The 24,144-nt window shown below is 58.0% G+C and carries 21 protein-coding genes; 7 read left to right on the top strand and 14 right to left on the bottom strand.

What is annotated here, in order from left to right:
• Positions 1-234: 234 nt before the first annotated feature.
• Entirely contained in the window at positions 235-1,215 is a 981-nt protein-coding gene (locus PVA19_RS20625; RefSeq protein ID WP_274104022.1) for a LacI family DNA-binding transcriptional regulator, read from the top strand.
• Between the two features lie 149 nt (positions 1,216-1,364).
• On the opposite strand, the gene PVA19_RS20620 is transcribed toward PVA19_RS20625, so the two are convergent.
• From PVA19_RS20620 to PVA19_RS20600, 5 genes are read right to left on the bottom strand one after another with little or no spacing between them, the layout of a single operon-like run.
• Complete coding sequence (locus tag PVA19_RS20620) at positions 1,365-2,636, bottom strand: ABC transporter substrate-binding protein (RefSeq protein ID WP_274104021.1); 1,272 nt, start codon at positions 2,634-2,636, stop codon at positions 1,365-1,367.
• Positions 2,637-2,666: 30 nt separating this feature from the next.
• Positions 2,667-3,506: a carbohydrate ABC transporter permease gene (locus PVA19_RS20615; RefSeq protein ID WP_274104020.1), complete on the bottom strand. Its 840-nt coding sequence runs from the start codon at positions 3,504-3,506 to the stop codon at positions 2,667-2,669.
• Positions 3,503-4,426 carry a carbohydrate ABC transporter permease gene (locus PVA19_RS20610; protein WP_274104019.1) on the bottom strand — a complete coding sequence of 308 codons (924 nt, stop codon included), beginning with the start codon at positions 4,424-4,426 and terminating at the stop codon, positions 3,503-3,505. Before PVA19_RS20610 ends, PVA19_RS20615 begins: the two co-directional genes overlap by 4 nt.
• Positions 4,419-5,582 carry an ABC transporter ATP-binding protein gene (locus PVA19_RS20605; protein ID WP_274104018.1) on the bottom strand — a complete coding sequence of 388 codons (1,164 nt, stop codon included), beginning with the start codon at positions 5,580-5,582 and terminating at the stop codon, positions 4,419-4,421. Before PVA19_RS20605 ends, PVA19_RS20610 begins: the two co-directional genes overlap by 8 nt.
• Positions 5,579-6,412 carry a metallophosphoesterase family protein gene (locus PVA19_RS20600; protein ID WP_274104017.1) on the bottom strand — a complete coding sequence of 278 codons (834 nt, stop codon included), beginning with the start codon at positions 6,410-6,412 and terminating at the stop codon, positions 5,579-5,581. Before PVA19_RS20600 ends, PVA19_RS20605 begins: the two co-directional genes overlap by 4 nt.
• A 557-nt stretch (positions 6,413-6,969) precedes the next feature.
• On the opposite strand from PVA19_RS20600, the gene PVA19_RS20595 reads away from it, so the two are divergent.
• From PVA19_RS20595 to gshB, 3 genes are all read left to right on the top strand, one after another.
• Entirely contained in the window at positions 6,970-8,733 is a 1,764-nt protein-coding gene (locus PVA19_RS20595) for a methyl-accepting chemotaxis protein (protein ID WP_274104016.1), read from the top strand.
• A 372-nt stretch (positions 8,734-9,105) separates the two neighbouring features.
• On the top strand, positions 9,106-9,720 hold the full coding sequence (locus tag PVA19_RS20590) for a biliverdin-producing heme oxygenase (RefSeq protein WP_274104015.1): 615 nt from the start codon (positions 9,106-9,108) through the stop codon (positions 9,718-9,720).
• Between the two features lie 151 nt (positions 9,721-9,871).
• Positions 9,872-10,828, top strand: a complete 957-nt coding sequence (gshB, locus tag PVA19_RS20585; RefSeq protein ID WP_062423610.1) for a glutathione synthase — start codon at positions 9,872-9,874, stop codon at positions 10,826-10,828.
• 63 nt (positions 10,829-10,891) lie between these two features.
• Here gshB and PVA19_RS20580 read toward each other — a convergent pair whose 3' ends face one another.
• Both PVA19_RS20580 and PVA19_RS20575 read right to left on the bottom strand, forming a co-directional pair.
• Positions 10,892-11,095 (bottom strand): hypothetical protein, encoded by a 204-nt coding sequence (locus PVA19_RS20580; RefSeq protein ID WP_062423609.1) that lies wholly within the window; start codon positions 11,093-11,095, stop codon positions 10,892-10,894.
• A gap of 186 nt (positions 11,096-11,281) precedes the next feature.
• Positions 11,282-12,169 carry an AraC family transcriptional regulator gene (locus tag PVA19_RS20575; RefSeq protein ID WP_274104014.1) on the bottom strand — a complete coding sequence of 296 codons (888 nt, stop codon included), beginning with the start codon at positions 12,167-12,169 and terminating at the stop codon, positions 11,282-11,284.
• A gap of 103 nt (positions 12,170-12,272) precedes the next feature.
• Between PVA19_RS20575 and PVA19_RS20570 the strand changes: the two genes are divergently transcribed.
• A complete protein-coding gene (locus PVA19_RS20570) occupies positions 12,273-13,010 on the top strand; it encodes an SDR family oxidoreductase (RefSeq protein ID WP_274104013.1) in 738 nt (245 codons plus the stop codon).
• Positions 13,011-13,074: 64 nt separating this feature from the next.
• Here the strand turns inward: PVA19_RS20570 and PVA19_RS20565 are convergent, their stop codons facing one another.
• The 6 genes from PVA19_RS20565 to PVA19_RS20540 all read right to left on the bottom strand — a co-directional run bounded on the left by PVA19_RS20565 (position 13,075) and on the right by PVA19_RS20540 (position 21,068).
• The gene (locus PVA19_RS20565) at positions 13,075-15,027 is read right to left on the bottom strand and encodes a methyl-accepting chemotaxis protein (protein ID WP_274104012.1); all 1,953 of its coding nucleotides are present in this window, start codon (positions 15,025-15,027) and stop codon (positions 13,075-13,077) included.
• Between the two features lie 637 nt (positions 15,028-15,664).
• The gene (locus tag PVA19_RS20560) at positions 15,665-16,585 is read right to left on the bottom strand and encodes an SMP-30/gluconolactonase/LRE family protein (RefSeq protein ID WP_274104011.1); all 921 of its coding nucleotides are present in this window, start codon (positions 16,583-16,585) and stop codon (positions 15,665-15,667) included.
• Positions 16,586-16,618: 33 nt separating this feature from the next.
• Entirely contained in the window at positions 16,619-17,566 is a 948-nt protein-coding gene (locus PVA19_RS20555) for an ABC transporter permease (protein ID WP_062423604.1), read from the bottom strand.
• Positions 17,563-18,504, bottom strand: coding sequence for an ABC transporter permease (locus PVA19_RS20550; RefSeq protein ID WP_274104010.1), 942 nt, complete (start codon positions 18,502-18,504; stop codon positions 17,563-17,565). The genes PVA19_RS20555 and PVA19_RS20550 overlap by 4 nt, the downstream gene beginning before the upstream one ends.
• Positions 18,501-19,964: an ATP-binding cassette domain-containing protein gene (locus PVA19_RS20545; RefSeq protein WP_274104009.1), complete on the bottom strand. Its 1,464-nt coding sequence runs from the start codon at positions 19,962-19,964 to the stop codon at positions 18,501-18,503. The genes PVA19_RS20550 and PVA19_RS20545 overlap by 4 nt, the downstream gene beginning before the upstream one ends.
• 90 nt (positions 19,965-20,054) lie before the next feature.
• A complete protein-coding gene (locus PVA19_RS20540) occupies positions 20,055-21,068 on the bottom strand; it encodes an ABC transporter substrate-binding protein (protein ID WP_274104008.1) in 1,014 nt (337 codons plus the stop codon).
• Between the two features lie 293 nt (positions 21,069-21,361).
• On the opposite strand from PVA19_RS20540, the gene PVA19_RS20535 reads away from it, so the two are divergent.
• Both PVA19_RS20535 and PVA19_RS20530 read left to right on the top strand, forming a co-directional pair.
• Positions 21,362-22,600, top strand: a complete 1,239-nt coding sequence (locus PVA19_RS20535; RefSeq protein WP_062443646.1) for a GAF domain-containing sensor histidine kinase — start codon at positions 21,362-21,364, stop codon at positions 22,598-22,600.
• Position 22,601: 1 nt separating this feature from the next.
• Positions 22,602-23,324 carry a response regulator transcription factor gene (locus tag PVA19_RS20530; protein ID WP_062423599.1) on the top strand — a complete coding sequence of 241 codons (723 nt, stop codon included), beginning with the start codon at positions 22,602-22,604 and terminating at the stop codon, positions 23,322-23,324.
• 122 nt (positions 23,325-23,446) lie between these two features.
• On the opposite strand, the gene PVA19_RS20525 is transcribed toward PVA19_RS20530, so the two are convergent.
• On the bottom strand, positions 23,447-24,022 hold the full coding sequence (locus tag PVA19_RS20525; RefSeq protein WP_162686450.1) for a hypothetical protein: 576 nt from the start codon (positions 24,020-24,022) through the stop codon (positions 23,447-23,449).
• Between the last annotated feature and the right edge of the window lie 122 nt (positions 24,023-24,144).

The following is a 24,144-nucleotide window of genomic DNA, read 5'->3' as shown; positions in this document are numbered from 1 at the left end:
TTGAGGCTTGCGGTTCTGCGTCGGGCAGTTCGAGGGTTTCCCGCTTATTGTCGATGTGGATATCTCTGTATCGTTCTCCAGCATTCTACGTGTGAATCAACCGCCGCTCTCAAATCTGATGAACGACGGCGCGGAGGATAGGGGCATATCCTCAGCGCGCAAATTTCTCTTTAACTTCATCACGCGTCTGTCACTATCCAGAGTTAGGCCAGCCTTCACATAGGATCATCGGTCATGGCGAATTTGGAAGATGTAGCGAAGAGGGCGGGTTGCTCAATCGCAACCGCCAGCCGTGCTCTGGGTGCGCGCGGTCCCGTGAGCGATGCGGTGAAGGCGCGCGTGCGGGTGGCGGCAGCGGAGCTTGGTTATCGCCCTGGAGTGGCGCCACTTTCTCGTGGGGGGCGGAGGCCATTGGTGGGGGTGCTTATTCCGAGCATTACCAATCCAGTCTTTGCGGCCTCGCTGTCGCAAATCCAGAACCGTATGCGGGTAGGTGGTCATGCCGTTGTGCTGGCGCAATCCAACTATGATCCTGCGCAGGAAGCTGATGCGATCGAGGCGCTCCTTTGCGAGCGTCCCACCGGACTCATCCTGACGCTTTGCAATGCGGAGAATGGCGTTCGGCAGGCAAGCCGGCTGCCGCCTACCGTGTTGCTCAACAACCGTCCTACCTCTCTTTTTCGTGCAGCTGTCACAGTCGATAATTTTGAGGCTGGCCGCCGGATCACGCAGCATTTGATCGATCGCGGACATCGCCGCATTCTCTTCGTGTCGGGCAGTTTCGCTGCGTCCGATCGAGCCCTGTTGCGCTACGAGGGGTACCGAAAAGCGCTCGCAGACATCGAGGTTGCTCCGTTGGCCGCGCTGCAGATTCCGTTTGTCGAGAACCAAGAGCAACCAGATATTTTTGTCGCTGTCATGGAATTGATGCCGACGGCCATCATTGCCTCGAACGATCTTCTGGCCTGCGGCGTGATCGGCGCTTTGCGTCGCGAAGGGCTTTCGGTTCCGCAGGACGTATCGGTCGCTGGGTTCGACGGTATTGCCATTGGTCAGTTGATGACACCACCGCTGACGACCATCGCAATGCCTGATGCGAGTATGGGAGCGGTCGCAGCCTCCCTTTTGCTGGATATTGCAGAAAAGGGCGTTGCGCCACGGCATCTGCAGGTGGAGTTTGCCCTCAGAGCGGGGGGATCGGTCCGCTCCATCTGATTGTGGCCCGCCGCAGTCGATGCGGCGGGTATTGTTTCATCTAACGCATGTCGCGCTAAAGTTCGTCGCGTTTTTGCGATAAAAACATGTGGCAAAACTAGAACTTAAAGCGAGAGGAGCGAATCTGAAAGATCGCGCCACGCTTGCGTTCAGTTCGTGCGTTGCAGAAGGCGCTTTACTTCCTTGGCGGCATCGTCGAGCGCCTCTTGCGGAGACGCCGACTGGTCAACGACGCGCGAGATGTTGTCGACGATGGTTTGCGTCACACGTACACCATTGGCGCCCGGGAAGGCGTACCAGGGGATCATCCGCGGCATCTGGTTAAGGCCAGCCAGAAACAAGGGGTTTTTCTTGTAGAAGTCGCCGAGGTATTCTGGGGACTTTGCAGCCAGTTCGTTGTTCGGCACATAGCCGGTGCCGGGGACGACGACGGATGCGCCGTAAGGGCCTGCCGCGAACTTGGCAAACTTCCAGGCAGCAGCCTGCTTGGTTTCATCATGGGTGAGGATGACGACGGCATTGCCGCCGGTGGGAAGCTTGCCCTTGACGGGATCGATCAGCGGGATCGGTGCCGTGCGCAGATCAAACTTGTCGCCGACATTCTTGATGGTATTGCGCAACGCGCCGGTTGTCTGGAAGGCAAAGCCGACTTTTCCTGCCACGAAGGCCTGCTCGCCGGCCGCCTTGGTGAAAACGGGCATGCCTGCTTCCTTGACCAAGCGGTCGATCGTTCCCATGGCCTTCTGGCCTTCCGGACCGTTGAAGGCGACTTGCGTTTCGTCGGCACTCAGCATTGTGCCGCCAGCGCCGAAGAGAAGAGCGGAGAACATCCAGTCGTCGCCCTGCCAGCGGAAGTCGATGGAATCCACGCCGTTTCCAAGCGCCTTGATCTTCTTACCAAGCGCGATGACCTCGTCCCAGGTCTTCGGCGGCTGGTCAGGATCGCCGCCGGCGGCCTTCACCAGATCGGCGTTGTAGTACATGATCGGGTTTGAGGTTGCGAAAGCAAGACCAACCTGTTTGCCATTGACCTGGGCAAGCTTCAGGATCGTGTCCGAGAAGCCTTGATTCGCCATGCTCTCGTTGTCCTTGGCGATCATCGGTCCCATGTCGACAGGAATGTTGCGCTCGTCGGCCATGCGCAGACGATTGAGACCGATGAAGGTCACGTCAGGCATTTCGGCGGTGCCCACCTGGCGCATGATTGTCTGGATGCCCTCTTCATAGGTCGCGGAAGGGTTGGCGAACTGGATCTTGATATCCGGGTTCTCTTCCATGAACTTCTTCGAAATCGTGTCCATCACGTCCTTGAAGAAACCTGGCATAGGGTAGTGGACCGTGATGGTCGTTTCGGCATGGGCCGGTAGAGCCGCCATCATGGAGACGGCGGCGGCAGTGAGTATCTTGGTGAAATGCTTCATGGCATGTCTCCTTGTGTGAGAGGTAACCGGTCAGCCCTTGAGACCGGTCATGGTAATGCCCTCGACGAAGCGCTTTTGGGCGAACAAAAACGCCATGACGAGAGGGAGGGTGATGATGAGGGTTGCGGCCATAAGCGCGCCGTAGTCGTCGCCTGCCTCTGCTGCACGGAAATAGAGTAGACCGAGCGGAGGGGTGGCGTAGGTTTGGTTAGAGACGACGATCAGTGGCCAGTAGAGATCGTTCCAGTGAGCCACCACCGAGAAAATGGCGAAGGCCGTAATGGCCGGCCAGGCGTTGGGCACGATGACCCCGGCGACGATGCCCATCTCCGACATTCCATCCAGCCTTGCGGCATGAATGAGATCATCCGGCATGGCGCGGAAGAACTGCAGAAAAAGGAAGATGCCGAACACCGAGATGGAAAAGGGCGCGACGAGCGCGGTGTAGCTGTTGAGCACCGCCAGATTGTTGAAGGCCACATAAAGTGGAAGCGCTGTCGCGTGAATGGGGACCAACAGGCCCAGCATGACAAGCGCCATCATCAGCCTTGCGGCGCGAAAGTTCAGCTTGGCAAGCGCATAGGCGCAAGGAACCGCAATCAGAACCTGGAAGAAGAGGATAAGACAGCAGACCACGACGCCGTTGAACAGCAGGCCGAGCATATTCACGCGGGTAAAGGCCTTCATGAAATTCGGCAGGAAGAAGGAGTGTTGCGGAATGAGGGAGAGCGACGAGGTGAAGATCTCGCTCTGGCCCTTGCCGGCAGTCGACAGCATGAACACGTAGGGTGCCAGGAACATCAGCGCGCCGAGGCAGAGCAGGCCAAGACGCAGGGCCCGACCGAAAGTGAAAGTGGCTTGCGGGTTCATGTGTAGTGCACCTCGCGGTCGAGCAGGCGGTATTGGATGAACATCATGACGACGAGGACGGCGAGGAAGATAACTGTCATGGCGGAAGCGTAGCCGACCCGCAGATAGACGAAGCCCTCCTGGTAGATGGTGAAGAGAAGCACCTCGGAGGACTTGTTGGGCCCGCCTTCAGTCAGCGTCTTCACTGTCTCGAACACCTTGACGGCGTTGATGACGCTGATTGTGATGACGAAGAGCGTGGTGGGTCCCAACATAGGCCATGTCACGAGGAAGAAGCGATCGAGACCGGATTTTGCCCCATCGACATTTGCCGCGGCATAGAGATCCCGTGGGATCGCCGTCAGGCCCGCCAGAAAGAGGACCATGTTGAAGCCGGCACTCTGCCAGATACCGATGATCGCCAAGCTGTAGAGCACGGTGCTCGATGAACCGAGCCAATTCGGGCCGGTGATTCCGACCAGCTGCAGGGCGGCGTTGATCGGTCCGATGGTCGGATGAAACAGGTATTGCCAGACGGTAGCCATGGCGACGAGCAGCGAAGCGACAGGCAAGAAATAGGCGGTGCGGAAGAAGGACTGACCGATCTTTTCGCTTTCGATCAAAAGCGCGATGCCAAGTCCTAGAAACAGTGAGACGGGTGCCACGATTGCGCTGTAGATCGCCGTGTTCCACAGAGACTGGCGGAAGGTGCGATCAAAGAAGAGCTCGGCATAGTTTTCGAAGCCGACGAAGCGGAAGCTGCCGTAGCCAAGCTCGAAATCCGTAAATCCCAGGAAGACCACAGCGGCAAGCGGGGCGAGGATGAAGGCGATCATCAGTAGGACAGCCGGCAGTGCGAGCAACCAGGCGGTTCTTGCCTGCCGCGCAGCGCTAAGATCCGGCAGGGCGAGGGGCGTTGCGGGATAGGTTGCCTCAACCATGAGCAACCTCCAGTGCGTCCGCTGTCACGTGCTGAGAAGACAGGCGTTTGCCATCCTGTGCGAAAAGGAGCGCGCGGCCTGGTTCTGCAAAGATGGACACCGGCATGCTCGCGGAAATGCCTTTGGCTTCAGCAGGTGTCAGCTTCGCGACAATCGGCTGGTTCAGTCCATCGATCACCATATAGACGATGACCTCGGAGCCTAGGAACTCCAGGCGCTCCACATGGGCGGCAACGCCGCTTGGATTAGGAGGCGACACGCGCAGATGTTCCGGCCTGATTGCGATGGTAACTTCGTCCCCTTCGCGTGCAGCACCACTCACCGTCAGACAGATGTTCCCGAGCTTCACTGTCCTGTCCGACGTTACCCGCGTCGTGAGCGTGTTGATCCGGGGTTGACCAAGAAAACGGGCGACCTCGATATGGGCCGGATCTTCGTAAATGGCCTGGGGTGAGGCGAGCTGGAGAAGATTGCCGGCAATCATCACGGCAACCCGGTCCGCCATCGACAGGGCCTCCGCCTGGTCGTGGGTAACGTAAAGGGTCGGTACGCCTGCGCGTCGATGAAGATCGACGATTTCTCCGCGGGCATGCACACGCAGGTTGGCGTCGAGGTTGGAAAGTGGCTCGTCCATCAGGAACAGGGCCGGACGCCGTACCATCGCCCGTGCCAATGCCACGCGCTGACGCTGACCGCCGGACATCTGGCCGGGCTTGCGATCGAGTAAATGCTCGATCTTCAGGGATTGCGCCATGCCCTGAACCTGCCGTTGGATGGCGCTGCGGGCTTCTTTCTGACCGGGCAGTAGATTGCCAAGGATCGGCAGCCGCTGAACACTTGTCAGTTTGCGCATCGCCAGCGGAACGGCGATGTTTTGTGCAGCGGTTAAATGGGGATAGAGCGCGTAAGACTGGAAGACCATCGCGACATTTCGCTCGGCCGGCGCGAGCGCCGTCAGTTCACGGCCGTCCGCCACCACGCTGCCCGAGGTGGGATGCTCAAGGCCTGCCACGATGCGTAGAAGCGTGCTCTTGCCGCAGCCGGAGGGGCCAACCAGCGCGATGAATTCTCCAGGTTCCGCCTCCAGGCTGATGCCTTTGAGGATGGTGTTGTCGCCGAAGGATTTGGTAATGCCGGAAAGACGAAGCGCGCTCATTCAGCAGCCTCCCCGGCCGGTTGTGGCTTCGGGTAGACCTCTTCGATGACATCGTCGATGTAGTAGGACGTCATGCCTGGAACGGCGACGATCTCGCTCGACACCGTGGCACCTTCGAAGGTATGAATGACGGCGCCGATGAGGCGCTCCCCTGGCATTTCACGCTCCAGCGTGTCGATGAGGAAAGCGGCCGACGGTCCCCAAACAAGACTGGTCTGGTTCAGCGTACCTTGCCAAGCCCAGTGCAGGTGACCGGTGGCAACGAGACCGACATCGCGCTGGCGCATCAAGTCGTAGAGCCGCGCGCGCGGCGCGGGGCGGATGCCCCAGTAACCTGTGTCGCCTTCCAGGGGTTCGTCCACAAATATTGGCTTGTGGGTAAAGAGAGCGATACGACGATCGCCCGCAGCGGCGAAGGCCTGCTCCAGCCAAGCGAGCTGAGCGTCCTCATTTTCGTCTTCCATGCCAAGCAGGAGAGAGTTGAAGCCGATCAGCCGCCAGCCGTCGATATCGCAAGTGAAACGATCTGGACCGACGAGGCTGAGCCAGCGATCAAGACGTGTTTGTGTAACCGGCTGTGGTGATCCCCGCAGGTGGCCGACATCATGATTTCCCGGGACAATCAGAACCGGCGCCGGAGCCTGACGCATCAGCTCCATGCAAAATGTCATGTCGTCGGCGTGATCGGCACCGTCGACGGTGAGATCGCCGGTATGAATGATCAAATCCGGCTTCTCTGTCTCGAGCCAAGCCAGCAAAGGCGCCCAATTGCTGTTGAAATGCGTCTTGGACGGGCTAAAGTGGGTATCTGTGATCTGGATGACCTTCACGGGCAAAACTCCGATGCGTGGGATGAAGGCAATCTGCCTCACCGTCTTCGGGCCCTGATAGAGGCTGACCTTGTCAGGCGCGTTACAGCGCTTTCCAGTCGCTTTCCATTTTTGTCATCAAACGGTTACAAACGCCTTTGGTTATGGTGCTCTGGGCCTGCGCAAATTTTTGTGGTCACCCGGATGTTGACCAAGCCTCGTGAAATTCGCTCTCCGTGTAGCGGAGCGCAGCCATGCCTGGCTCAGGAAAGGCTTCGGCTTTACGCTCGCGCGTCTCTTCAGCCTGTAAAGGTGAGCAAGCATGAAAATGCAAAGGCTCACGGGATCACCTCAGTCTACTTTGATAGCTGCGACGAGCCCAGCAAAGTGGTTGCCGGTATCTCAATAACGACATCGGAAAGGAAAAAGCCTAAAAGTACAAAGAGGTAACCTGAAATTTCGCGACATGCTTTAGGCTGAAGTACTGATCTAAATTAGTAGGCGCCCATTTTTTCACGACTAAATTGTTAACTTCAATATGAGAGGTTCGTCCAAACCGCACTTCAGGAACAAAGACCATGGCGCTTTTCTTCAATTCCGATGACGCAAAAATATTGAATGCACTGGATCTTTCCTTTGCAGTCATCGAATTTGATGTGGATGGCAACATCCTTAAAGCCAACAAAAACTTCTGTGACCTGATGGGATACTCGCAAGCGGAGCTTCGAGGGAAGCATCACAGTATTTTCCTGGACAATGACTATGCGCGGTCTGCCGATTACAAGACCTTCTGGAACAAGCTTCGCGGCGGAGAATTTGTTTGCAGCGAGTTTACCCGTCTTGCCAAGGACGGGACCGAGATCTTCATTCGCGGCAACTACAATCCGATTAAGAACAGTGCCGGCAAAGTGCTGAAAATCATCAAGTTTGCCAACGACATCACGCAAACCAAGATGCACGGCATCGATACGGGCGCGAAGATCGAGGCGATCTCAAGAGCGCAGGCGGTGATTGAGTTCAAGACGGACGGTACGATCCTTTCTGCGAACCAGAACTTCCTGCAGGCGCTTGGCTATACGGCCTCGGAGGTTGTGGGGAAGCATCACAGCATGTTCGTCGATCCAGCTTTTGCGGCAAGCCCTGACTACGCAGAGATGTGGCGCAAGCTCAACGCTGGAGAGTTCATCGCCGACGAGTTCATGCGCGTGGGCAAAGGTGGCCGCCACGTCCACATTCAGGCATCCTATAATCCGGTTTTCGACTTCAAGGGGCGGGTCATCAAAGTCGTCAAGTTCGCAACGGATGTGACGGACCGCGTCGAAAACGTCGAGAGACTTGCCAATGCTCTGACGAGCTTGGCGCATGGCGATCTGTCGCAAACAATCGATAAGCCCTTCATGGCGGCACTGGATCGTCTGCGCCGTGACTTCAATGCCGCATCGGCAAGGCTGCGGGACGCCATGGCGACGGTGCGCAACAATGCGGAGACGATTTCCGCCGGCGCCCATCAAGTCCGCATCTCAGCTGACGATCTGGCAAAGCGGACGGAGCAACAAGCAGCTTCGGTGGAAGAGACGGCCGCGGCGCTTGAGGAAATCACCACGACGGTGAAGGATTCGAGCCAACGCGCGGAAGACTCCGGCCAGTTGGTTGGGCGGGCGAAGGCTCATGCAGACCGTTCCGGTGAGATCGTCAACGAAGCCATGGTGGCGATGGACAGGATCAATCAGTCTTCGAATGAGATTTCCAATATCATCGGCGTCATCGACCAGATTGCCTTCCAGACGAACCTGCTTGCCCTGAATGCGGGCGTGGAAGCCGCGCGTGCCGGAGAAGCCGGAAAGGGCTTTGCCGTCGTCGCCCAGGAAGTCAGAGAATTGGCGCAACGTTCGGCCTCGGCGGCGAAAGAAATCAAGACGCTGATTACTGCTTCCGGTGCACAGGTGGCCAACGGCGTCACGCTGGTTGGTAAGGCAGGTGAAGCGCTGCAGGAAATCGCCGGCAATGTTCAGGACATCAACAAGGATATCGGAGCTATCATCGAGTCCGCCCGTGAGCAGTCGACCGCTCTCAACGATATCAACCGCGCCATCAACCTCGTCGATCAGGGCACGCAGCAAAATGCGGCCATGGTCGAAGAACAGACGGCAGCAAGCCATGGGCTTGCAGCAGAAGCAAAGGCGCTCTTCGCCTTGCTGGAACAGTTCCGTTTCGATGACCGCCCGCCAGCAAACCTGGTGACGTCCAAACCCGTTCAGGCCAGACCGCCGGTCCAGCGCGCCAGCCCGAAATTCGCCTCGCATGGCAATGCTGCGGTGAAGGCTGAATGGACGGAATTCTGATACGGCCGTCTCAGGTTTGGCCGCTATCAGTTCCCACAGTTACGATCGTCTAGAGAGCCGTGCGTCCTGTCGGACGCACGGCTCTCTATCTTCTTTGAATCGACGCATCGTGCTTTCCAAAAATCGAGTCCGATTTTCGAGCCGATGCTGTAGGGATCATAAGAAGTGCTAAGCCTCAGGAGAAACGCTGCTCTTGACGCGACAGCTTGACTTTGCACGGGATTGTCTCACCAATCGCGAAGCGGCGTCCGCGGGCTCTCCCGCCTCAAGGCCGTGTATATGGCGCATTTAAATTTGACTTTAAAAGGAAAGATTTTTATGTGCAAAAACGCTGATGAAAGCGCAAGTCGATAAACAGGACGACCACAGAATATGAACAGCGTGAGCCCCATCGTGGATGAGAGCCAAATCGAACCCAGCCGCACGAAGCGTCTGAAAGCGGGCACGCGTGACGCGCATGGTGCGCTCGACAGCTTCATCATGACCGCCAAGCCGTTCGAAAGCCGCGAAAACTTCGGCAAGTTCGTAAAGACGCAATATCTCTTTCACAAAGATCTCGACGCGCTCTTCTTCAATGCGACGCTCGACGGTCTTCTGCCGGATTTGAAAGGACGCCGTCGCATCGGGCTGATCGAACAGGATCTCCAAGATCTGTCCCTCGATGCCCCGGAAAATCAGGGTGCTCGCTTCCAGCAGGATGACCAAAATTTCGATCTGCCGGAGGCAATGGGCTGGCTCTACGTGGTGGAGGGTTCCAATCTCGGTGCTGCTTTTCTGCTGAAAGACGCTGCCAAACTGGGACTTGGAGAAGAGTTCGGCGCACGCCATCTTGCCGGTGCTCCGGAAGGCAGGGGCTTGCATTGGCGTACGTTTACCGCAGCGCTCGATGAGATCGAGCTGACGGAAGAGGAGGAGCGCCGTGTCGTTTCCGGTGCGCAAAACGCCTTCGTCGCGGTCCACAATTACGCCCGTCAGATGATGGCTTAAATTGCTTCGATCATCATGAGAACATCTCGCCAAACGTCTGAGTGACGGAGCAGACCTGTGTGAATAAAACTCATAGATCCCGCTTGCAGCGCTGGTTGTCTTTAAAGGTGCTCTATCCTACATCAGACGGGCTTTTGAAAAGGAATTGCGCATGGCGAAGATCAAGAACGTTGCGATCCAGATGGATCATGTTTCCGGCATCAACATTGCCGGAGATTCAACATTCGCCATCAGCCTTGAAGCCCAGGCGAGGGGATATCGCCTTTTCCACTACACGCCGGACCGCCTGTCGATGCGTGATGGAAAGATTTACGCCACCGTCGAGCAGATGGAACTGCGCGATATCAATGGCGACCACTTTTCGCTGTCCGAGCCTGAGCGGGTCGATTTATCGACAATGGATGTGATCCATCTGCGCCAGGATCCGCCTTTCGATATGGCTTACATCACCTCCACGCATCTCTTGGAGCGCATTCACCCGAAGACTCTTGTCGTCAACGATCCGGCCTGGGTGAGAAACTCGCCTGAAAAGATTTTCGTTACGGAGTTTGCGGATTTGATGCCCGCAACCCTGATCACCAAGGACGTTGCCGAAATTGCCCGCTTCCGTCAGGAAATGGGCGATATCATCCTCAAGCCTCTTTACGGAAACGGTGGGGCAGGGGTGTTCCACTCCACCCGTGACGACCGCAATTTCTCCTCGCTCTTGGAAATGTTCGGCCAGATGTTCCGCGAGCCCTACATCGCCCAGCAATATTTGCCGGACGTGCGCAAGGGCGACAAGCGCATTCTGCTGGTAGATGGCGAACCCGTTGGTGCCATCAACCGCGTGCCGGCTGAAAACGACGCGCGCTCCAACATGCATGCCGGCGGTCGACCCGAGCCGACTGAACTGACGGCGCGCGAAAAGGAAATCTGCGAGCGCATCGGTCCTGCTCTGCGCGAACGTGGCTTCCTCTTCGTCGGCATCGACGTTATCGGCACCTATATGACGGAAATCAACGTCACCTCTCCGACCGGCATTCGCGAAGTGAAGAAGTTCGGTGGCGCCGATGTCGCCAGCCTTCTTTGGGACGCGATCGAGCGAAAGCGCGACGCTCAGGGCTGAAGCCACCACCACAACGCAGCTGCCATCAGACCGTCTCAGCCGGTCCGATGGGCACACGTTATCTTAGCGCCTCAATCCCAGAAGGATGAGCACGAAGGCGGCCGCGAGCGGCAGCCATAAGTGCATGAGGCCGATCGCGCTGAAGACGGGAAACTCTTGCCTGCAACCTGTCGGGTTCATGCCGCAGCCAAGCGGGACAAAAAAGAAGAACCAGACGAAGGTCAGACAGACGAGTAGCGCCCCTGCGATCAGCAATATTATCTTCACCTCACTCTCCTTTCGGCCAGCGGCTTCCGGCAGTTTGTGAAAACGTACTGCCGGACGTGCTGAAGCCTTTGGTCGGTATCATTACCACGTCCATGATAGACCGCTAACATACAAACAAACCAACGCGCCATCGATTGATCGCGTCTATCATGTGATGCTTCGAACCGGTGCGGAGAGCCATAGCTGTTATACCCCTCTTGGCGTATGTCCTGTGACGCGCTTGAAGGCGTGGGCGAAGGCGCTTTGCGAGCTGTAGCCGACGGCAAGTGCCACGTCCGAGATGCTGCCCCCATTCGCCAAGTGCCGCTGTGCCAGGACCATACGCCAGCGTGTCAGATAGTCCATCGGAGCGCGGCCGACGCGCTGTGAGAAGCGCAGTGTCAGGGCGGAGCGCGACATGCCGATTTCTCTTGCGAGAGCATCGATCGTCCACCGGCGGGCCACATCGGCATGCATAAGCCTGATCGCCTTTGCAACACGAGCGTCCCCAAGCGCCGTAATCCAACCGACATTCGCAACCGGAGCGCTGGAGATATAGGAACGGACGGCCTCAATAATAAGGATTTCGGCGAGTTTCCCAGCCACCAGATCTCCGCCGATCTGACCGGCATCGGCCTCTTCTTTCAGCGCGGACAGGGTCCGAGCGATTGATCGGGCACCTGGTGAGCCAGGATCGACCCGCAGAAATGCTGGGAGTGCATCGAGGAGAAAAGACGCGTTCACACTGGCAAACCCGCTGCCGCCGCCGATCAGCATCGTGTCGCAACAATCTCCCAGACGCACTGTGTTGTGACCGGGAGGAGCATAGAGCGCCATACCATCGGAGGGCTCAATGTCCGGGTGGCTTGCCACCGCGTAGGAGATGTTGCTGAGCAGGATGACATCTCCCTCAACCAGCGCTTCCGGATCACGACCAGGCAGCACAAGCGAGCAACGTCCCGTCAGGACGGCGACGAATTTCAAGCGCTGCCTTCCGTCGAACGATAAGGCCCAGGTGCCACCTGCCTCAAGGCTCGTTCCACGCACACTGCGCGGTTCCAGGACGGTCAGAACATCGGAGAGAGGATCATTCATTTCGATTTTTGGCCGATTGCGACAAAGATTGAGCCCATCAAGCATAGATCGTCCAAGAACGCCATCCTATCCTGGCTGCTCTTAAGTCAGAAAGGAAAATCCCATGACCATTCAGGGCAAGGTTGTCGCGATTACGGGTGCCGGACGCGGAATTGGACGGGCGACCGCGCTTCATCTGGCTGCACGTGGCGCGCGCGTGGTGCTTGGGGCGCGTAGCGAGACCGAACTACTCGACGTCGCTCGGGAGATCGAAAGTGCGGGTGGTGAGGCGGCGTTGCGCAGCACCGATGTGACGAGGAGGACTGACCTTGAATCGCTCATCCGTCTTGGCCGCGACCGGTTTGGCAGGGTCGACGTTATCGTCAACAATGCCGGCATTGGCCCGATCTCCCGCTTCGATGCGTTGCGGGTGGAGGACTGGGACGCGATGATCGACGTCAACCTGCGTGGAGCTCTTTATGGAATTGCCGCTGCTCTCACAGCCTTTGCGCAGCAAGGGAAAGGCCATGTGATCAACGTGATTTCCACGGCGGGTCTGAAAATCGTGCCGACCATGGGCGTTTACGCCGCTACCAAGAACGCGCTACGCACCGCCACCGAAGCCCTGAGGCAGGAGGCCGGCGCAAAGCTGCGGGTCACGGAAGTCTCTCCCGGCTTCATCGACACGAGCTTTGCCGATTCATCAATCACCGATCCGGACGTAAAAGCCATGATCAACCAGCAGAAGGAGCGGTTGGCGATCTCGCCGAACGCCATTGCGCGTGCCATCGCCTTTGCCATCGAGCAACCCGAGGATGTCGAGATTGGCAGCGTCGTTGTCCGTCCGACCGCGCAAGATTAGAGCAGGTTATGGTTCTGCTCACTGCTATAGACCGCTCACCATGGCTTTATGAGCGTGACATCGCTCAAAACGTCATTGCGCCCACATTCGGAGCTTCCGGATGCAGGCGCAAGTGCGGGTTCGTGCCGCCCATCGACATGTCGAGTGCGAAGCCGTTAGCGCGGGCCTGCTGGGCGTGGACGGGTTGCGACGGGGCAGGGCGACGAACCGGAGCAGCAGATTTTGCCGCAGGACGGTGCGCGACCGAGGGAGCCGCTGCGCGAGCCGGGGCGGCACGACCATTCGTATTGGCACGCTCGACCTTGAAGAAGGCGATGCTGGCCTGAAGCTCTTCGGCCTGTGCGGCCAGTTCTTCCGAGGTGGCGGACATTTCTTCGGAAGCACCGGAGTTCTGCTGCGTCACCTTGTCGAGCTGCTGGATCGCCTCGTTGATCTGGCTTGCACCGATATCCTGCTCGCGGCAGGCCGCAGAGATTTCCGAGACCAGTTCCGCGGTTTTGCGGATATCCGGAACCAGACGGTTCAGCATTTCGCCAGCTTCGGTCGCAACCTGAACCGTCTCGCCTGAAAGCGAGGAGATTTCAGCGGCTGCCGCCTGGCTGCGCTCTGCCAGCTTACGGACTTCCGAGGCAACGACCGCGAAGCCCTTGCCATGCTCACCGGCACGCGCGGCTTCGACAGCGGCATTGAGTGCCAGAAGGTCGGTCTGACGCGCGATTTCCTGGACGATAGAGATCTTCTGCGCAATGGTCCGCATGGCGACGACGGCACGGCCCACCGCTTCACCGCTGGCCTCTGCATCCTTGGAAGACTGGCGAGCGATCTTCTCGGTCTGGGCAGCATTATCGGCGTTCTGCTTGATGTTGGCTGCCATCTCTTCCATCGAAGCGGATGCTTCTTCAGCGGAGGATGCCTGTTCGGTGGCACCCTGAGACAGCTGTTCGGAAGACGAAGACAGTTCCTGGCTGCCGGAGGAGACGTTATCGGCTGCGGCAAGTGCGTCACCGACGACGCCGCGCAGGCGCTCGACCATCGACTGAAGAGCGATGCCGAGCGTGTCACGTTCCGATAGAGGCTTCGGAGTGACGGTCAAATCACCGTTCGAAATCTTGTCCGCGACACTTGCGGTTTCGCGCAGATTGGTCACCATGTTCAGCATGGCGATGCCAAGCGTGTCCTTCTCCGAGAGAGGCTGCACGTCCTTTGACAGATCACCAGCCGCAATCGTGCCAGCAACATCGGCTGTTGCACGGAGATTACGAGTCATTGTGTTAACGCGATCGACAAGGTCCTTGATCTCGTCGTTGCTACGGATCTGAACATTCTGCTCAAGGTCGCCCACAGCAATTGCTTCTGCTACCGTCATAACCTTGCGCAACCCCGAGCTGATACCCAGGGCAATCCAAAAGGCGGTGAGGACTGCAATGAGAATCGCTGCTACAGAGCATGAAATCAGCATAAATCTTGTTTGATTATAGTCGTCTGAAGCTACCTGTTTAGACTCCTGCAGTCGTGCCCTGTTCATCTGGACGCCTTCATCGAGCTTCTTCGTCAGGGCGTTGGCGGCGTCGCGTCCTTCTCCGGCAGAATAAGCCTCGGCAGCAGCGGTGTTTCCTTCGTCTATCAGAGCACGTACGCGATTGTCGCTGGCTTCGAAGGCTGTTGTGATCGTCTGCAGATCCGCCCAGTAGGAGCGCGTCTCAGAACTTGCCGTTGCCGCCATCTCATTCAAGAGTTCGGTGAGATGGGCTTTGCTTTCATCGCCCACCTTTTTGTGTTGAAGCATTTCCGCAGGGGACTTCGCCAAGATCATGTTTTTCTGCGCCCGGATCGTCACAAGCGACAAGGCATTTATCTGATGGACCTTGTCGAGACGAGGAACGGTGCCTTCAACCACTTCGTTCATCGCGTCTCTTGCTATGCCCAGGCTATAGATCCCATATCCTGAGGTGCCCGCTAGCATGAGAATGAGAAGACCGAAGGCGAGAGCCAGTTTTGTTTTGATGGTGAACCGCATATCAGACGTCCTTGAACGCGAGGTTATGATTGTCGAGAAGACACCAGGCCCGTGCCATTGGCTCGAGCTGTGGGTGGCGCTGACTGGAATGTTGAAGTTCGCAGCTAAGTGGGCTTCGGGATGAATACTATGTAAGGGTAGTCGTAGATTCCGCGCCCGTAACCCGGCACCGAGCAGCTAAGTGCTGAGGAAAGCCATTCAGTTAAAGTGGATCTAGGTGCTTACGAAACAGCGCTGGAGGGCGGTTGATCGGGCTTATCGGCTGCGCAGGGCACAGACGCTAAGGCAGTAAAGCGACGTGTTTCGATCAGTTTGGTCGGCATGATTTTCTCATCGCATGAGAGTTAGAAACTCCGCATCGACCCTTCCAGGATGGTCGGCGCTGTCGGATCAAGCGGCATCTTTAAAGGAGACCCGTGCGCATCATGCGTGCGAGGAAGACAATCCTTGAAGGATTTCAAGGGTAGCTTTTGAATGGAATCAATTTATCGGTTTGTGGTAAAAATAACGTTACTGCTTTTGGCAAACAACAATTGTTGCCAGGAACCTCGCCCTCGATTTGAGGGCCGCGACGACTTCTTAAAAGATACCCTTGGTGCCCTAGTTGACCCAACGACGTCGATGACGCGGGCTGGCCTCACGGCGTTTGCGCACCCGTCGTCGCGAGATAGACGGAGTAGAGGGATTTGGTCGCCGTGATGAAGAGCCGGTTCTTCTTCGCACCGCCAAAAGTCAGGTTCGCCACCGTCTGCGGCACCTTTATCTTTCCAAGAAGCGTACCCTCTGGTGAGAAGCAGTGGACACCGTCGCCGGCGCTCGTCCAAAGGTTACCGGCCGTATCGAGGCGGAAGCCGTCGGGCAGGCCACTATCCAGGTGGCAGAACTCTTTGCCGTTCGTCAGCGTCTTACCATCGACCACGTCGAACACCCTGATATGACGCGGGCGTGAGACATCATGGCTGTAGGAGCTGTCGGCAACATAGAGTTTTGTTTCATCCGGGGAAAATGCCAGGCCATTCGGCTGCACGAAGTCGTCGACGGCGATCTCCACCTCGCCGGATGCAGGATCGATCCTGTAGACATTGCGGGTCTTCTGTTCCGGCTCGGATTTATAGCCTTCATAGTCGGAAAGAATGCCGTAGGTCGGGTCGGTGAACCAGATGCTGCCATCGGATTTGACGACGACATCATTGGGTGAGTTCAGCCGCTTGCCATCATAGCTGTCCGCCAGCACCGTGATCGAGCCGTCGATTTCGGTCCGCGTCACGCGACGGCCGCCATGCTCGCAGGAGATCAGCCGGCCCTGACGGTCTCGCGTATTGCCATTGGCAAAGTTGGACGGCTGGCGGAAGACGGAAACTCCGCCATCCGGCACCCAGCGAAGAATGCGCTGGTTGGGAATGTCGCTGAAGAGCAGGCAGTTGAGGTCGGCGAACCAGACCGGTCCCTCGCTCCAGCGGCAGCCGGAATAGAGTTCTTCCAGTTCGGCGTTGCCGACGATCAGATGTCGGAAGCGGTCGTCGCGAATGTCATAAACGGAGCTTTGATCTTTGGTCATGGGCGTCAATCGGCTTGAAAGTGTTGCGTTGGTTCAGCGGGTGGCTTTGGGGCCGCTCGCCAGAAAAATCACGGAAATGATAATGAGGCCAGTGAGGATAAGGCGCGCGCCAGCACCGAACCCATAAGTGTTCAGCATCGAGACCACAAGGAACATGAAGAGCGATGCGCCCCAGATGCCCGGCACGTTGGAATCGCCGCCGGCAACGGCTGTGCCGCCGATGACGACCACGGCAATCGACATCAGGAGATATTCCGACCCCATGTTGAGCGCTGCACCGCCGGAAAAGCTTGCCAGGAGATATCCGGCGATGGCGGCGAGGACGGAACAGAAAACGTAGGTCGTGAAGCGCGCGCCATCGACGGGGATGCCGGTCATGCGGGCGGCAAAGGTGCTCTGGCCTATGGCTGAAATCCAGCGCCCGTAGAAGGACCGGTCAAGCAGTACCCAGGCGATGACCGAAAGGAAAAGTGCAACGAGCGCCACATTCGGTATGCCAAAAGTACTGGAGATAGCGAAGTTAGCCAGTGTTTCAGGTGGTCTGATCCGCAGCCCGCGATTGGACCAGATCGCAATCGACTGAACGATGAAGCTCATCGACAGTGTCGCGATGATGGGCGGGATTCGTAAAAGCTTGATCAAGGTGTAGTTGCCGATGCCCACCGCAATCCCGATGAGGATGGCGACGAGCAGTCCGGGAAGGATAAGACTGTCGGACACATCCATGAACTTCAGCGCCAGCGTGCCGGACAGCGTCATGGTGGCGGGGACGCAGAGATCGATATTGCCTGGCCCAAGCGTGATGACGAACATCTGGCCGATGCCCACGATGACCGAGAAGGCCGCGAATGTCAGCGCCGCATGGGAAAGCCCGAAGGAGCTTGCGCCGCCGGTGAACATCACGGTGATGACCCAGACCGCAACCGTCGCGGCAAAGGACCAAATCCACGGTTTTTTGGTGAAGGCAGCGAGGCGGCTCATTGGTTTTTCTCCCGCTTCTCGAGGCGATTGAGCAGAATGCGCAGGGCAAGCACGATGATGAGGATCGCGCCCTGTGCACCGATCTGCCAGTCTGGCGAAATGCGCATGAAGGACAGGAAAGAGCCCGCGAGCGTCAGCGTCAGAGCGCCGATCACCGCACCGATCGGGGAAACACGTCCACCGACGAATTCACCGCCACCGAGAATGACGCCGGCGATCGACAGAAGCGTGTAGCGCAGGGCGATATTGGCATCGGCCGACGTCGTCAGTCCCACGAGCGCTATCCCCGAGAGGACGGCAAAAAATCCAGCCAGTGCAAAGGTCGCGGCACGAATGCCGACCACCGACCAACCGGATCGCTCGACCGAGCGCAGATTGCCGCCGACGCCGCGCATCAGAACGCCGAAGGACGAGCGCATGACGATGTAGTGGGCAACCACTGCGATCACGATGCTGGCAATGATGGCGACCGGGACGAATGGCGGCTTTGCCGTCATCAAGGCGCGCACGAAGGCCGGTGCCTGTCCACCGGGGGACGGCAGGATCAGAACGGCGAGACCACCCCAGACGAAGCTCATTCCGAGGGTCACGACAATGGAAGGCAGGGCACGCAGGTGAATGACGGCGCCAAGAACCGCATAGACGGCGATCGCCGCTGCAAAAATGCCGATTCCGATGACGGGAGAATCCTGAAGAAATGTTGCGGTCACGCAGGCGCAGAAGCTGACGAAGGTGCCCATCGAAAGGTCAAGATCGTTGACGGACATGATCAGCATCTGCGCGATGGTCGCAAGTGCGATTGGCACCGCCAGATTGAACAGCAGGTTCATGCCGGTATAGCTCATGGCCCGCGGCTGCATGTAGAGGACCGCAATTAGCAGGAAGGCCAGCGATGCGGCGGGAATGACAAGGCGAAGGGTGTTGGCTGAAACTTTCATGGCTGCGCCTCCCCGGAAAAGGATGCAGCCAGCACATTCTGTTCGGTAATGTCGTCGCCGACAAGTTCTGCCTGTATGGCACCATCGCGGAACACATAGACGCGGTCACACAAGCGAATCTCGTCCATCTCCGTCGAGTACCAGATGAAGGTCCGGCCGTGCGCGGCTTCCGTTCTCAAGATGTCGTAGACCTCCTGTTTGGTGCCGATATCGACGCCGCGCATCGGGTCGTCCATCAGCACGGTGCTGGCGGTCGTCGCCAGCGCCCGGGCAAAGAGCACCTTCTGCTGGTTGCCGCCGGAAAGTGAGAGAATCTTGTTGCCCATGTCGGGGGTACGAATTTCGATCCGCTTCTTCCACTCGGCGCCGAGTTCGCTCTCACGTGACCTGTCCACCAATCCACCGGAGGAGATGTCCCGAAGCGATGCGACCGACAGATTTTTAAGAATGCTCCAAAGCGAGAAAGTGCCGTTCAGGCTGCGGTCTCCCGCAACGAAGGCGAGATCGGCCTTGCGGTTGGGCAGCCAGCTGCTGTTCTTTGCCAGATAAAGATCGAGTAGCGCCTCCGTCTGTCCATGACCGCCAAGGCCGGCAAGACCAATGATCTCGCCGCGATAGGCCTGAAACGCGATCTCTGAGCCGCGGCGTTGCGCCATGGAGAGAACTTTTTCACCGGACCGGACGCGGGCAGTCTTCTGCCTGTCCTGATCCTTGACGACACTGCCCATGGCTTCGACCAGCGTCCGTGTCGTAAATTCACCGGCTAGACGGTCCGCGACGACGCGGCCATCCTTCATCACCACAATGCGGGTGGCGGTCGACAGGATCTCGCCGAGAATGTGGGAGATCAGCAGCACCGAGCCGCCCTCGCGCACAAAACGGCGCACATAGGCCATGAGTTGCTCCGCTAGACCTGCATCCAGCGAGGAGGTCGGTTCGTCGAGAATGACGAGCCGGGGCGCATCCGGCGTGCGGCAGAAATTGATTGCGATTTCCACCATCTGGCGTTCTGCGATGGAAAGGTCGGAAATCGTCGCTTCGCAATCGATCCCGTGGCCTGGAAAGATGTCGTCGATGGTTTGGCGTATCGCGGAAAGCGCGCGTCCGCGCCAGTTCCGGCCGCTCATGCCGGGATGCATGATCCGCACATTCTCACTGATCGTCAGGTTCGGGCAGAGGGATAGTTCCTGGAATACGCAGCGAACACCGCCTGCGCGCGCTGCCGAAATGCCCTGTCGACCCGGTGCCCCGCCATAGGAAATCGTGCCCTCATGCGGTGTCAGGCCACCATTGACGACATTGACGATGGTGGATTTTCCTGCGCCATTGTGGCCAACGAGGCCAAGACATTCGCCTGCGCGGATGATGAGATCGGCGCCGTCCAGTGCCTTGACGGCGCCGAAGACGACTTTGACGCCGTGTGCGGCGACGACTTCTTCCGTCTCGATGATGTCATTCATGAGCAAAACGCCAACGATCTGAAATGATGAAAAAAGGATGGCCGCTGCGGCGACACGTCAGCCGCAGCGGATAGGAGGCGATGTCCGGCCTTACTTGCCGGCAATCACCTTCTGCGCATCAGCCTGGGAGTAATCCACGTTGGCAACGCCACCCTTCTGGGTGTTTTTCAGGTTCTCTTCGAGATTGTCCTGATCGATACGCAGGAAGGGAACCGTGAGATCCTTCTTCACATCCTTGCCGTCGAGAATTTGCTGTGCCACCCAGAAGGCGAGCGTCGAGACGCCGGGCGCAATCGAGACCGACATGGTCTTGTAGCCGCTGGCATCCTTCTGCTGCTTCCACCATTGCAGTTCATCTTCGCGGTTGCCCATGATGATGGTTGGGGTCGGGCGCTTGGCAGCGGCAAACGCCTGGGCAGCACCGTAACCGTCACCACCCTGGGTCACGACAGCCGCGATTTCAGGCAGGCTTGGCAGGATGCCGGCGACGGCGCGCTGTGCAACGTCCTGAGCCCAATCGCCATTGACCGAACCGGCGATCTTGAACTGCGGGTTCTTGGCAACGCCTGCGGCGATGCCCGCATGGATCTCGTCATCGACGGAGACACCAGCGAGGCCGCGGATTTCGAGCAGGTTGCCGCCCTTCGGCATGGCCTTTGCAAGATAATCGATCTGGCTTTCGCCCATGGCCTTGAAGTCGACGGCGATGCGCCAGGCGCAAGGCTCGGTGACGATCCCGTCGAAGGACACGACGATTATGCCCGCATCACAGGCTTCTTTGACCGCGCCGTTCAGCGCTGTGGGAGAAGCGGCGTTGATGACGATCGCATCATAACCCTGGAGGATGAGGTTCTGGATCTGGGCTGCCTGCTCCGTTGCCTGGTTTTCGGCAGTGGTGAAGGCGTCCGCGGCTGCGACCTGCTTGTCGCCAACCGCCTGCTTGGTGATCTTGTCCCAGCTCGTCAGCATCGCTTGACGCCAGGAGTTGCCGGCATAATTGTTGGAGAGCGCGATTTTCTTCGCCGATGTATCGGCGTGAGCGGTGATGGGCATCGCGGCGCATAGGACAGCCGCCGATGCGAGAAGCATCTTTCTAAAAGCCATTGATTTTCCTCCCTGTGGCTTGCTCTTTCGGAGCCTGGAATATGTTTCGCCGCAAACCTTCCCCACGGCGGAAACGCAATTCCGTTGCACTGGAGCTCCTTTCCCCAGTAAGAGCTAAAATGACGAAGAAGGGCTGGCTTGTATAGGCGCATCACGGCAATCTTCGTGCGGACTTACGCACAAAGCTTGCGGGTTCCCGCAAGACGAAGAGCGTTGCGGAGCGCAGAATGCGAACCGGGCGCTTTCGACAGATCGCCGTCCGTCAGGGAAGATGCTTGGGAGGGCATCGGCATATGCTGGATAAACCGAGCAGCACGCTGTTTCACCACTATATGGGCATATCGCGTCTGCTCGCCGGGCAGCTTGAATTCAACGCCATCATCCAGGCCGTGGCGACCGAGATCAGCCATATCATCCCGCATGACCATATGGATGTCTGCATCAAGCAGCTCGATGACAAATATCATATTGCCTATGAAAGTGGCCTCGCCAGTGCGTGGAGCCTGCAGCCGCCAGCGCTTCTGACGGGTAGCCCCATACGCTCGGTTCTGTCAGGGGAGGTCGATTATCTCCTGAGCGGGGACGCCTGCGCCGACCCACGCTTTCATTTCGACGGCGCGTTCTCCAGCCCGATCCACGAACTCGATCTGCACAGCCGTCTGCATGTGCCGATGAAGGTGCATGGCGATATCATCGGGGCACTCAGCTGCTCGTGCCATCAGTCCAATGCCTATACGATGGAGGATGTCGCCAATGCTCGTGCCGTTGCCGACCTTCTGGCCCCCTACTTCTATGCGATCCGCGCGGCCGAGCAAGCCAAGCGCTCGGCCATCGAAGAGGCGCAGGCCAATGCCCGGGAGGAGGGCTTGCGCCTCGGTGCACTGCAACTGACCGAGGCACTGGAGGCCGAGCGTCAGCGGATCGGCATGGATCTGCACGATCAGACGTTGGCGGATCTGACGCGGCTTGTCCGTCGTGTAGAGCGCATGAGCCACGCGACTGAAGTGTCGGGAGAAATGCTTGAGCCGGTGATGCGCAGCCTGCAGCAATGCATGCAGGATCTGCGCGGCATCATCGAGGAAGCCAAGCCATCCATCCTGCAGCTTTTCGGCCTGGTGCAGGCGATCGAGACTTATCTGGACAGGTCGGTGAGGGACAGCGGATCGCCGATCGACTGGTCTGTCTCCGATACCACGGACGGGCTTGTCGACAACCTGGATAACTCGGTCGCCGTCTCCTTGCTGCGCATCGTCCAGGAGGCGGTCAACAACGCCATACGCCATGCACAACCGACGAAGATAGAGGTGGAGCTATCGCAGGCGGATGACGCGCTGCGTGTCACCGTGTCGGACGACGGTTGCGGCGTTCCCGCCGACAGCGGCTCCGGTGGAGGCCTTGGTATCGGCAACATGAAGACACGTGCGCGACTGATTTCAGCGCATTTTCATCTCGGCCCCAACGCTCGGGGGACAGGCACCTGCATCACCCTGACCTTACCGACCGGGCTCGGCGAAAAGCCTGAGGAGGCATAAGATGGACGTATTGATCATCGAGGACGACGTTCTGCATCGGGCCTATCTCAACGAAGCGGTGAGGGCGGCCCTGCCGGAATGTGGCACGGTACTGGAGGCTGAGAACGGTAGGGCAGGTGAAAAGCTGGCGCGAGAAAATCGCGCCGCCCATATCGTTATGGATTTGCAGATGAACGAGCGAAACGGCATCGAGGCCGCCCGCACCATCTGGAAGGAGAGGCCGGATACCCGCATTCTCTTCTGGTCCAATTATTCGGATGAAGCCTATGTGCGTGGCGTCTCCCGCATCGTGCCCGAAGGCGCCGCCTATGGTTACGTGTTGAAATCAGCCTCGGACGACCGCCTGCGGCTGGCGCTGCGCAGCATCTTCATCGAAGCGCAATGCGTGATCGATCGCGAAGTCCGGGGGCTGCAGGAAAAGAGCCTCGGCAAGGCGCACGGCTTTTCCGATGCGGAATATGAAATCCTGATCGATATGGCGCTGGGACTGACGGACAAGGCCATTGCACGGCGTCGGAACCTGTCGCTGCGCAGTGTGCAGAACCGCCTGCAGAGCCTCTACGAGAAACTGAACGTGCATCAGTCGACGGCCGACGACGAGGCGGAAGGGCGATATAATCTGCGCACGCGCGCCATCACCATCGCCTACCTGCGCAAGCTTCTGAATTACAGCGCATTGGAGAGAGCCGAACGCGAGTTGGCCGAGTGGCATGGGGGAAAATGACAAAGGCCCGGTTAGTTTGTCCCCCACTTCTTCAAATGAGGAATATTCTGCTATGGCGGAAATTGGTCGCTAAACTCCGAGCACTAAGGCTGATCTCCGCAGCGCTTTTTAGCTTTCTAGTGCTAAATGCCCCGTGTTGAGCTGGTATCTTTCAGCGCCGCCGCTCCAGTTTCTAATCTCAATTTTTTCACTTCTCCCATGATGTCCAGCTCGACAGTCTTATCGGAGACAGTGAAATTCCACGGTGGTTCGACACAGACTGACCAGAGCTTCTCGCCGGTCTTGCTCCAGACCCCGAACTCCAACTCCGCAGACATGAGAACGTAATCCTCGTGCCGTGTCCAGCGCAAGAAGCCGTAATCGGTGCGATCCTCGAAGATCCTTTCTCGCTTATGGATGTTATAGCCCAGGAGACGTTCTCCCGCTCCGATGAATAGAATCGAGGTCTCCGGAACGACGAGGAAACCAGGATGGAATGTTCCACTGGCATCCTCATATCTCTGAGTAATGACGATCTCAGGTAACCTGTGCGGGTTGCCTCCATCGCATAATACCCCCAAGAATAGATCGCGCCCTTCTAGCGCATTCGGTTCGATTTGATCCACGAAGGCGGCACTTTTCACGTAGCTGTCGCAAATTGGTGGAAGGCTTCCGTCTTCGATCAACAATGTCCAGGTTCCGACCGCAACCGAATGCAACAAGCGCCTCCTATAGATGACCGTTCTGCGCCTGTATCGACGAGGTGGCAAAAAATTGAACAATTGCTTCCTATGCGCAATGCTTCAAGAAAATATTTCGAACGAGAAAAGCGCCTACAATG

The organism is Agrobacterium sp. CNPSo 3708, assembly GCF_028674915.1.
Lineage (GTDB): Bacteria > Pseudomonadota > Alphaproteobacteria > Rhizobiales > Rhizobiaceae > Agrobacterium > Agrobacterium cavarae.
Note: the sequence above shows the minus strand (reverse complement) of the source record. Positions and strands in the feature narration are given on the sequence as shown.